Annotated in this window: 9 protein-coding genes; 6 read left to right on the forward strand and 3 right to left on the reverse strand. The window is 43.8% G+C overall.

The window, feature by feature from the left end; all coding sequences use genetic code 11:
• Positions 1–126: 126 nt before the first annotated feature.
• The 3 genes from AB6735_RS27730 to AB6735_RS27740 form a co-directional block, all read right to left on the reverse strand.
• The gene (locus AB6735_RS27730; RefSeq protein ID WP_370999435.1) at positions 127–807 is read right to left on the reverse strand and encodes a metal-dependent hydrolase; all 681 of its coding nucleotides are present in this window, start codon (positions 805–807) and stop codon (positions 127–129) included.
• Positions 808–1228: 421 nt separating this feature from the next.
• Entirely contained in the window at positions 1229–1534 is a 306-nt protein-coding gene (locus AB6735_RS27735) for a YbaB/EbfC family nucleoid-associated protein (protein ID WP_370999436.1), read from the reverse strand.
• A gap of 122 nt (positions 1535–1656) precedes the next feature.
• Positions 1657–2871, reverse strand: coding sequence for a serine hydrolase domain-containing protein (locus AB6735_RS27740; RefSeq protein WP_370999437.1), 1215 nt, complete (start codon positions 2869–2871; stop codon positions 1657–1659).
• Between the two features lie 108 nt (positions 2872–2979).
• Between AB6735_RS27740 and AB6735_RS27745 the strand changes: the two genes are divergently transcribed.
• From AB6735_RS27745 to AB6735_RS27770, 6 genes are all read left to right on the forward strand, one after another.
• Complete coding sequence (locus AB6735_RS27745) at positions 2980–3984, forward strand: tetratricopeptide repeat protein (protein WP_370999438.1); 1005 nt, start codon at positions 2980–2982, stop codon at positions 3982–3984.
• Between the two features lie 51 nt (positions 3985–4035).
• Positions 4036–4692 carry a DUF6624 domain-containing protein gene (locus AB6735_RS27750; RefSeq protein WP_370999439.1) on the forward strand — a complete coding sequence of 219 codons (657 nt, stop codon included), beginning with the start codon at positions 4036–4038 and terminating at the stop codon, positions 4690–4692.
• A gap of 85 nt (positions 4693–4777) precedes the next feature.
• The gene (fumC, locus tag AB6735_RS27755; RefSeq protein WP_370999440.1) at positions 4778–6175 is read left to right on the forward strand and encodes a class II fumarate hydratase; all 1398 of its coding nucleotides are present in this window, start codon (positions 4778–4780) and stop codon (positions 6173–6175) included.
• A gap of 65 nt (positions 6176–6240) precedes the next feature.
• On the forward strand, positions 6241–6795 hold the full coding sequence (locus tag AB6735_RS27760; protein ID WP_370999441.1) for a fumarate hydratase: 555 nt from the start codon (positions 6241–6243) through the stop codon (positions 6793–6795).
• Between the two features lie 2 nt (positions 6796–6797).
• Positions 6798–7592 carry a S1/P1 nuclease gene (locus tag AB6735_RS27765; RefSeq protein ID WP_370999442.1) on the forward strand — a complete coding sequence of 265 codons (795 nt, stop codon included), beginning with the start codon at positions 6798–6800 and terminating at the stop codon, positions 7590–7592.
• 74 nt (positions 7593–7666) lie between these two features.
• Positions 7667–8110 carry a low molecular weight protein-tyrosine-phosphatase gene (locus tag AB6735_RS27770; RefSeq protein ID WP_370999443.1) on the forward strand — a complete coding sequence of 148 codons (444 nt, stop codon included), beginning with the start codon at positions 7667–7669 and terminating at the stop codon, positions 8108–8110.
• The last annotated feature ends 76 nt before the right edge of the window (positions 8111–8186 follow it).

Raw genomic sequence — 8186 nt, forward strand, 5'->3', positions numbered from 1 at the left:
AAAAGAAGCAAAAAGAAAGCTTCAACAATAATAACAACCTATATTATTTGTTGAAGCTAATCTAAAGGCAATGACGCGTTTTATTATAATATTAAATTAACAGCGAAGATGACAATTCAAAAAAGCTTACAACTCGATAGTTTCACCAATCGCAGGCAATTTCAGATTAAGACCAGCCTTAACAAATTTTTCCCTTACCTCATCTTTATTGATCACGATAACCGGGAACGAATCATAGTGCATCCCGATAATGTTTTTGCAGTTAATAAATCCGCTTGCTTTGATGGCGTCATCGGCACCCATAGTATAGTTGTCGCCAATGGGTAAATAAGCCCAGGCCAGGTTATCATCGGCCAGCAATTTCATATCATAGGTAAGCGCGGTATCGCCGGCAAAGTATATGTTTTTACCCTCATTGGTGTAAATCACAAAGCCGGCAGGGTTGCCGCCCGGCGCGCCATCGGGCATAGTGCTGGAATGTATAGCATTAACCATTTTAACACGCCCGAACTCGAAATTAAAGCCACCGCCAATATTCATACCATGCACATTGTCAATTCCTTTGCTGCCAAGCCAGTTAGCGATCTCGGCTATACAGATCACTTTGGCGCCGCTGTTTTTTTGCACCTCGATCAGATCAGCAACATGATCGCCATGGCCGTGAGATACCAGGATATAGTCGGGCTTAATAGTGCTGATGTCGATGTGTTTAGCCAGCGCGTTATGGGTAATAAATGGATCAAACAGCAATTTTTTGCCGCCGGTTTCTATCTCCACGGTCGATTGTCCGTAATAAGTCGTTTTCATGTCAGTAGTTGTTTATTTGAATGGATCAAAGCTAAATACTTATAACTGAATGTTGCAACACGCAAGTGTCTCATTGCAGAAAAGTTACAAAGATGATGCCCTTTTTGAGGGTTGGCTCAAGAAAAAGACTTTACTCGAAGTGGCTGTCATGCTGAGCTTGCCGAAGTATGGTGGGCAGGCCTCTGCGCTCAACCCTTCGACGGAGCTCAGGGTGACATCCCTTGCAGTCGCCTCAGGGTCTCTCGCAGAGGACCCTGAGGCAATATAGTTAAGACAGAAGCAAACTCAGGGGACTCTTTCAAGAGACTCAGGGTGTGTTTACATATAAACGCGCTATATTGAGACGAAGCGTATTTAAATATTTGATAATAAATAAATTACAAAAATGTTAACCGTAAACATGTAAACTACTTTTGGGGCTTTATTGGCCAAACATGCCACCCAGGTTACCCAACATGCTCTTGGTCATGGCGGCCATTTCGCTCTGGCTTATATTTTCGGCCTGATCCAGCGCTTTATTAATAGCTACCACCAGTAACTCTTCAAGCTCTTCCTTATCGGCATCGGCCAGGAAAGCATTATCAATATGTATGGATTGTACTACTTTATTGGCATTCGCGGTAACGGTGATCTTACCGCCTTCGGCCACGCCTGATACGGTGATACCGTCCAGTCGTTTTTTTACTTCACCAGCCTTTTGCTGGGCTTCCATTAATTTATCAAACATGATATTTAAATTAGATGTGCAAATGTGCAAATTTCAGATGTGCAGATGATATTAACTGAAGTGTAGATGATTAAATGTTTTCATCTGCACATCTGAAATTTGCATATCTGCACATCCGGTCCTTAATCATCAGTTGTTTCGCCATTGCCGCTATAAGCGCTTTTGCGTACAATGGGCATACCCGCAGCTTTAAACAGATCATCCAGTTTTAACAGGCTGCCATTGGCTAAATTAGTTAACAGCACAATGGTGATATCGTTTTTCATATCGCGCAAATAAATATGCCTGAAACCGTGCCACCAACCGGTATGATAAATAACCTCCTGCCCTGGCGCGGTAAACGTACGCCAGCCGTAGCCATAACTAAAGTGGCCATGCACCATCGGGTTGCGCGGCACATAAGCCGAATCAAGGGTAGCCTGCTTTAATAAACGACCGGCACGCAAAGCGCGATCAAATAAAAACAGGTCGCCAACGGTGCTGTAAATGCCTTTGTCGCCTACAGGGCCGTCCAAGAAATTTTGCGCTACAGAATACCGCCACTGCCCGCGATCGTGTCCTACTACATCAACCGGTATTTTGTCGTACACGGCTTTGGAATATACATGGGTATGCGCCATGCTGGCCGGTTTAAACACATTTTCCTGCATAAATTGCGCGTAGCTCATGCCGCTCACCTTTTCAATAATAGCGCCCAGCACCATAAAGTTGGAGTTGTTATACAGGAAGCGTTTGTTAGGTACGTTGAATGGCCGCGGTTTATAGTCGGCTATCATTTTCATGGCCTCGGCATTGGTGAGGCCTTTTTTCTGATTCAGATGCTGACTGCGGTATATATCGTCAATAAAATATACGTAGTTCATCATGCCCGAGCGGTGAGTAAGCAGCAGGCGTATGGTAACACCATTATACGGGAAATCGGGGAAGAATTTCTTTACATCATCGTCCAAGGTGAGTTTGCCGCGCTCCAATAGCATTAAAATGGCGGTGGAGGTCATGGTTTTGGTAACAGAAGCCAGTTCAAATTGAGAGCCGAGTTTCAGGCTGTCGCGGTGCAGGTAGTCGGCCCAGCCTATGGCATTTTCATAAACTATCTTGCCCTTTTTAGCTACCAGCACATTGCCGTTAAAGCCACGGGTACGATGAAGCTCTTTCATCACTTCGTCTATTTTTTTATCGGCGTTTTTGGGGTTGTAAGCCAGCAGGGCGACGGTATCTAAAGGTTTGCTTTCGGCAGGGCTTACACTTTTATTTTTATCGTTGTTTTTTGACGAACAGGATGTTAATATCAGCAGGGAGGCAGTAATTGTTAAAATGCTTTGGTACACTAATCTCATAAATGAATTTCTCAACTTAAACGAATGCGAAAATTAGAAATTATAACGCAGGTACGAATTAAAGTTTTAATTTTTTCTTTAAAGTAGATTCTCTTTGTATGTTTAGGTATGGATTTAGGTAAAAAACTCAAACTCATTATCCTACTTTTATTGTTTTCGGTTGCTGCCTCTGCGCAGAATGCAGATGTAAGCGCTTTGATAAAAGAAGGAATTGAGTTGAACAACGCGCATAACTACGCGGGTGCTATCGAAAAATATAAGCAAGCCCTGGCTTTCGATCCCGAAAATACCCAGGCTAATTACCAGATGGCGTTTTCATTATTTTCATCGGGTAAGGGTACGGATGGGGTTCCATATTTGGATAAAGTAGTTAAAACAAACAAAAATTTTACCGGACCAGCATATGAGCTCCTGGGAAGCATTTATGATGCTGCCAAACAACCCCAACAAGCCATAGATGCCTATAAAGCCGGTATAAAAATAAAGCCAGATTATCAGCCTTTGTACTTTAACATCGGGCTGGCCTATTTCCGGGCAGCTAAATATGCTGATGCGGAGCAGGCCGCGATTGAAGCCATCAAGCTTGATCCAAAACATGCTAACAGCCAGCGCTTGTATGCCCTGGTAACCTTTCATCAAAACAAACGGGCTCCCGCCCTGCTTGCCCTGTGCAATTTTTTATTGCTGGAACCAGACGGTCCACGATCTGCCGAGGCTTATACCAATATGCAAAGTATTTTAAAAGGCGGAGCACTAAAGACTGATGGTAAAACCGATGCAGGAAACATCGCTTTAAACAAAGCTATATCTACCGCGGTGGCAACGACAGATAATAGAAGGTATGCCACCCCGGCCGATCTGCTGGCTGCCCAGTTGAAAGCCATATTCATAACCGTTGGTCAACTATCCGAAAAACAAAGCGGGAATGATTTTTTCCGGAATTATTATGCAGCTTTCTTTTACAAACTGACTCAAACAGAACATATGCCTGCCTTTGCCCGGTTGATGGATCTGAGTGCCAATAAAGCAGTTGATACGCAATGGCTGCAGCAAAATGAGGATAAGCGGAAGGCATTGGAAGCATGGGTGATGGCTGCGGAAAGAAAGTTTTAGGATATAATAGCATTAAGCTTTAGAGCGTTATATGTTATAAAACTTAGACCTATGAAACCTCTTATTCTACTGTTCCTGCTTTTTATGGGATACACTGCTGTTGGTCAGCAAAAGCTGAACTTGGCATTGAAAAAACAATTAGATAGTGCTCTGGTGCTTGATCAGAAGTATCGGGAGATCCTAACACTGCTGATGGATCCTAAACAACGCGATTCTGTGGCCAAAAAATTATCGCTCAGTGCTGAGCAAGCTAATGGGTACTATTGGAAATTGCAAAATAAAGCTGACTCGGCAAATGTTGTTTTTGTAGAAGATGTTTTTAAAAAATACGGTTACCCGGGGAAATCACTCGTTGGAGAACCAACCAATGAAGCAGCGTGGTATATTATACAGCACTCATCCAAAATAGATAAGTATTTACCCGTAGTGAAAAAGGCTGCAGATAAGGGGGAGTTACCTTACAGATTGTATGCGATGATGCTTGACCGGCAGTTGTCCAACCATGGTCAGGAGCAGATCTATGGTACTCAAGCTGTTTGTCGCCCACTTAAAAATGGGAAAAATATCGGTTGTTTTATATGGCCGATTAAGGATCCTTCAGGGGTAAATGCCCGCCGCAAAAAAGCGGGTTTCGACCAAACGGTTGAGCAGAATGCTAAAAGATTGGATGTGGATTATAAAGTGATAAGGATAGAGGAAGTTAGATAATCTCCTGTATTAAAAAGATTACGCTTAGCCGTTCCCTTACTTCATATAAAACCATAACTTTGCCCTGCTAAATTTTAATACTACCATGAGTTTCAGAACCGAACACGATACCATGGGCGAGGTACAGGTACCTGCCGATAAATACTGGGGAGCACAAACAGAGCGTTCACGCAATAACTTTAAAATTGGTCCGGAGGCATCTATGCCCAAAGAGATCATTGACGCGTTTGCTTATCTGAAAAAAGCTGCCGCTTATACCAATACCGATCTGGGTGTATTACCTGCCGAAAAACGCGACCTGATAGCACAGGTTTGCGATGAAATATTAACCGGCGCTTTAGCCAGCGAATTTCCGCTGGTGATATGGCAAACCGGCTCGGGCACACAATCAAACATGAACGTGAATGAGGTGGTGGCCAACCGTGCCCACGTATTGCAAGGTAATAAACTGGGCGAAGGCAAGACCTTTATCCACCCGAATGATGATGTGAACAAATCGCAATCATCAAACGATACTTATCCTACTGCTATGCACATCGCGGCATACAAAATACTGATCGATGTTACCATCCCCGGTATCGAAAAACTGCGCGATACGCTGCAAGCTAAAGTTGAAGCATTTAAAAATGTGGTAAAAATTGGTCGTACCCACCTGATGGATGCTACGCCGCTAACTCTGGGCCAAGAGTTTTCGGGTTATGTATCACAATTGAATCACGGCTTAAAAGCCCTGCGTAATACGTTGGATCATTTGTCTGAACTGGCTTTGGGTGGTACCGCTGTAGGTACAGGTATCAATACCCCTAAAGGCTATGATGTAAAAGTAGCCGAATACATTGCCAAATTCACCGGTCTGCCATTTATCACCGCCGAAAATAAATTTGAGGCTCTTGCTGCTCATGACGCTATTGTGGAGAGTCATGGCGCATTGAAACAGATAGCCGTATCATTAATGAAAATAGCTAACGATATCCGGATGCTGGCTTCTGGTCCACGTTCAGGTATCGGTGAGATTCATATTCCTGATAACGAGCCGGGATCATCTATCATGCCGGGTAAAGTTAATCCGACCCAAAACGAGGCAGTTACCATGGTGGCCGCGCAAGTAATGGGTAACGATGTGGCTATATCCATTGGCGGATCAAACGGCCATTACGAACTGAATGTATTTAAGCCGGTAATGGCTGCCAACTTTTTACAGTCGGCCCGCTTAATTGGTGACGCCTGCGTTTCTTTTAACGATCACTGCGCAGTTGGTATTGAGCCTAACTACGAAGGCATTAAAAAGCACCTGGAGAATTCACTGATGCTGGTTACCGCGCTTAACCCGCACATCGGTTATGAGAACGCGGCCAAAATTGCCAAAACAGCCTTAAAAGAAGGTACATCACTACGCGAAGCTGCCATAGGCCTGGGCTTGTTAACCAACGAGCAGTTTGACCAATGGGTGCGCCCCGAAGATATGATAGGTTCTTTAAAATAACCTCACCCCAACCCCTCTCCAAAGGAGAGGGGCTTTTTATTTACTGCTTTTATAGCAAATTGTTTATGTCAAAGCCCTTTAGCTTTTACTTTTCTTTCCTGGCTTTCCGCTTTAAGCTTTCTGCTTTTAGCCTTCTCATTGTTTTTAGCCTTCTGCTCTTAGCTTTCGGCTCCTGTACCATGAACCCCGATAAGCAAAAACCTGGCGAAAAATATATTCAGGGCGAATGGCGACAGGATTCGGTACCGGCGCAAAAGCGGTTGGTTTCCTATTCGCTTTATGATCTTAAATTCACCTGCGATTCGTTCTTTGTCAAGATCAGCTCCTTTAGTAAGGTAAACTATGGCGCCGATAGCTGTATGAGCAGTGGCCGCTGGGCCGAATACATCAAAGGCACCTACACGCAAAGGCAAGACACCCTGCATCTGAAAGGGGAGTTTTGCAATGCCGACGGCAGTTATAAAGACGAGAAAGGTTGTTTCCGCTCCGGCGATTATGAAGAATATTTTAAGGTGAAACAAAAAACCGACTCGCTTATCCAATTTGCCAGCACATCCAACGTTATACCCATCAACGCCCACTTAATTAAACGAACAAGTTGCACACCAAAACCATTGTAACAATGCAAACCCAATTTTTCAAAAAGATCATCCTGCTTATTGCCGTATTTTATATTCCATTGCAAAGTATGGCCTGGGGCCCCACAGGTCACCGTGTTTGCGGACAGATAGCGGACAGCTATTTAACGCCCAAAGCGCGCAAAGCTATACAAGCCATTTTGGGTTACGAATCTATTGCCATTGGCAGTAACTGGGCCGATTTTATTAAATCAGACCCAGCCTATAACTACCTGTACAACTGGCATTTTATCGATCTGGATAAAGCATACACCTATCCGGAATTGCAGGCTTATTTAAAAGCAGATACCGCTACCGATGCCTACACCAAAATGAATTTTTTAATAGCGGAGTTAAAAAAGCCAGGACTTGCCAAGGCTAATAAATTGGTTTACCTGCATATGCTGATCCATATTGTGGAGGATGTGCACCAGCCGCTGCATACCGGTCATACCGGCGACAAGGGGGGTAACGACGTTAAAGTGCAATGGATGGGCAGAGAAAGCAACCTGCATTCGGTTTGGGATAGCGGCCTGATAGATTTTCAGCAACTGAGCTATACCGAATATTCCGCTATGATCAATCATACTACAGCTGCAGAACGGGCCAAATTACAAAGCGCCCCAATCAGCGAATGGCTGTTTGAAAGCAATCAACTTGCCGAAAAACTATATGCCGATACCAAAACAGGAGACAGCCTGAGCTATAAATACAATTTTAAATACATCGATATACTGAACCATCAAATGCTGAAAGCAGGCGTGCGCCTTGCGGGTGTATTGAATAAGATATTTGGATAATGTTTTAAGCTAAAGGCCGAAAGCTTAAAGCAAAAAGCTTTTGGCCTTCGGCTTTGCGCTTTAAGCTTAACAGAATGAAAATACTAATGATTTGCCTGGGCAATATATGCCGTTCGCCGCTGGCAGAGGGGGTTATGCAGCACCTGAGTGATGAACAGGGTTTAAACTGGACGGTCGATTCGGCTGGTACCGGTAGCTGGCATGTGGGTGAAGGGCCCGACAGGCGTTCTGTTCGTGCTGCACGTAACCATGGCATCGATATCAGTAAGCAGGTTTGCCGTCAGTTTAAAACAAAAGATTTTGATCGTTTCGATCATATTTTTGTGATGGATAAAAACAACCTGAACGATGTGCTGAACATGGCCCGGAATGATGATGACGCCCAAAAAGTAAAACTATTACTTGGCGATAAGGTAGTACCCGATCCTTATTATGATGATACCCAGTTTGAGCCCGTTTTTGAACTGATTGAAGGTGGTTGCAAGGATATTATTAGGGAGCTGAGGGGGAGGATATAAATTAATAAATGCGTCATTGCCTTTAGATTAGCTTCAACAAATAATATAGGTTGTTATTATTGTTGAAGCTTTCTTT

It is taken from the genome of Mucilaginibacter sp. RCC_168, from assembly GCF_041355315.1.
In the GTDB taxonomy this organism is placed as follows: domain Bacteria; phylum Bacteroidota; class Bacteroidia; order Sphingobacteriales; family Sphingobacteriaceae; genus Mucilaginibacter.